Consider the following 755-nt stretch of genomic DNA (forward strand, 5'->3'; position numbering starts at 1 on the left):
TATGACTTCTCTTGTGACATAATAAGTGTTGTGCAGTTTTCCTCAATAGCTCAATGGTAGAGCATTCGGCTGTTAACCGAAGGGTTGTAGGTTCGAGCCCTACTTGGGGAGCTTGGAAAAAGATTTTCGATACTTGGATCCTTAGCTCAGTTGGTTAGAGCAGTCGGCTCATAACCGATCGGTCCTGGGTTCGAGTCCCCGAGGATCCATTATTGTGGCCCAGTGGCTCAGTTGGTTAGAGCGCCGCCCTGTCACGGCGGAGGTCACCGGTTCGAACCCGGTCTGGGTCGTATGGGACAGGCGATTCGCCTGTCCTGTTTTTTTAAGCCGCAGTGGCGGAACTGGCAGACGCCTGGGACTTAAAATCCCATGAGTGGAGACACTCGTACCGGTTCGATCCCGGTCTGCGGCATAGAATAAGAGTCTCAGGAGTACCGTATTTACGGCATTTCTGAGGCTTTTTTCATGTCTTAGGAATCGTTCGGTTAGCAAAAAGTTAGCAAATCTCTGTTGGTTTGCAAAAGCTTGACAGTGTCAAGCAGCCGGCGGTCATGTTCTTCCATGCGTTTGGTGATATGAAAATAGACATCCCGGGTAGTATGACCGTCGGAGTGGCCGAGATGGCGGCTGATCGTTTCAAGTGGTGAATATTCCGGTGCGGCGGAGCCGCCCTTCCGGTGGCGGGTGAGCCAGGTGTCCGGAAGGAACTGAGCCACCTCCGTCGCGATTACTTGTGTAGACCATAGACTTCCCTC

General features: G+C 52.3%; 1 protein-coding gene and 4 tRNA genes. 4 read left to right on the plus strand and 1 reads right to left on the minus strand.

Translation table 11 applies throughout. The features are described from left to right. Window positions 1–39: 39 nt before the first annotated feature. The 4 genes from ACTQ1N_RS12680 (at window position 40) to ACTQ1N_RS12695 (ending at window position 412) form a co-directional block, all read left to right on the plus strand. Window positions 40–111: transfer RNA gene (locus tag ACTQ1N_RS12680), tRNA-Asn, on the plus strand. A gap of 24 nt (window positions 112–135) precedes the next feature. Then, a tRNA-Ile gene (locus ACTQ1N_RS12685) sits at window positions 136–209 on the plus strand. A gap of 7 nt (window positions 210–216) precedes the next feature. Continuing rightward, window positions 217–290: transfer RNA gene (locus tag ACTQ1N_RS12690), tRNA-Asp, on the plus strand. Window positions 291–326: 36 nt separating this feature from the next. Continuing rightward, a tRNA-Leu gene (locus tag ACTQ1N_RS12695) sits at window positions 327–412 on the plus strand. Window positions 413–485: 73 nt separating this feature from the next. Here ACTQ1N_RS12695 and ACTQ1N_RS12700 read toward each other — a convergent pair. Then, a partial coding sequence (locus tag ACTQ1N_RS12700) for a hypothetical protein (protein ID WP_441957012.1) occupies window positions 486–755 on the minus strand: 270 nt, incomplete at its 5' end.

The sequence above is a fragment of the Porcincola sp. LCP21S3_C12 genome (assembly GCF_052118625.1).
In the GTDB taxonomy this organism is placed as follows: Bacteria; Bacillota; Clostridia; order Lachnospirales; family Lachnospiraceae; genus Porcincola.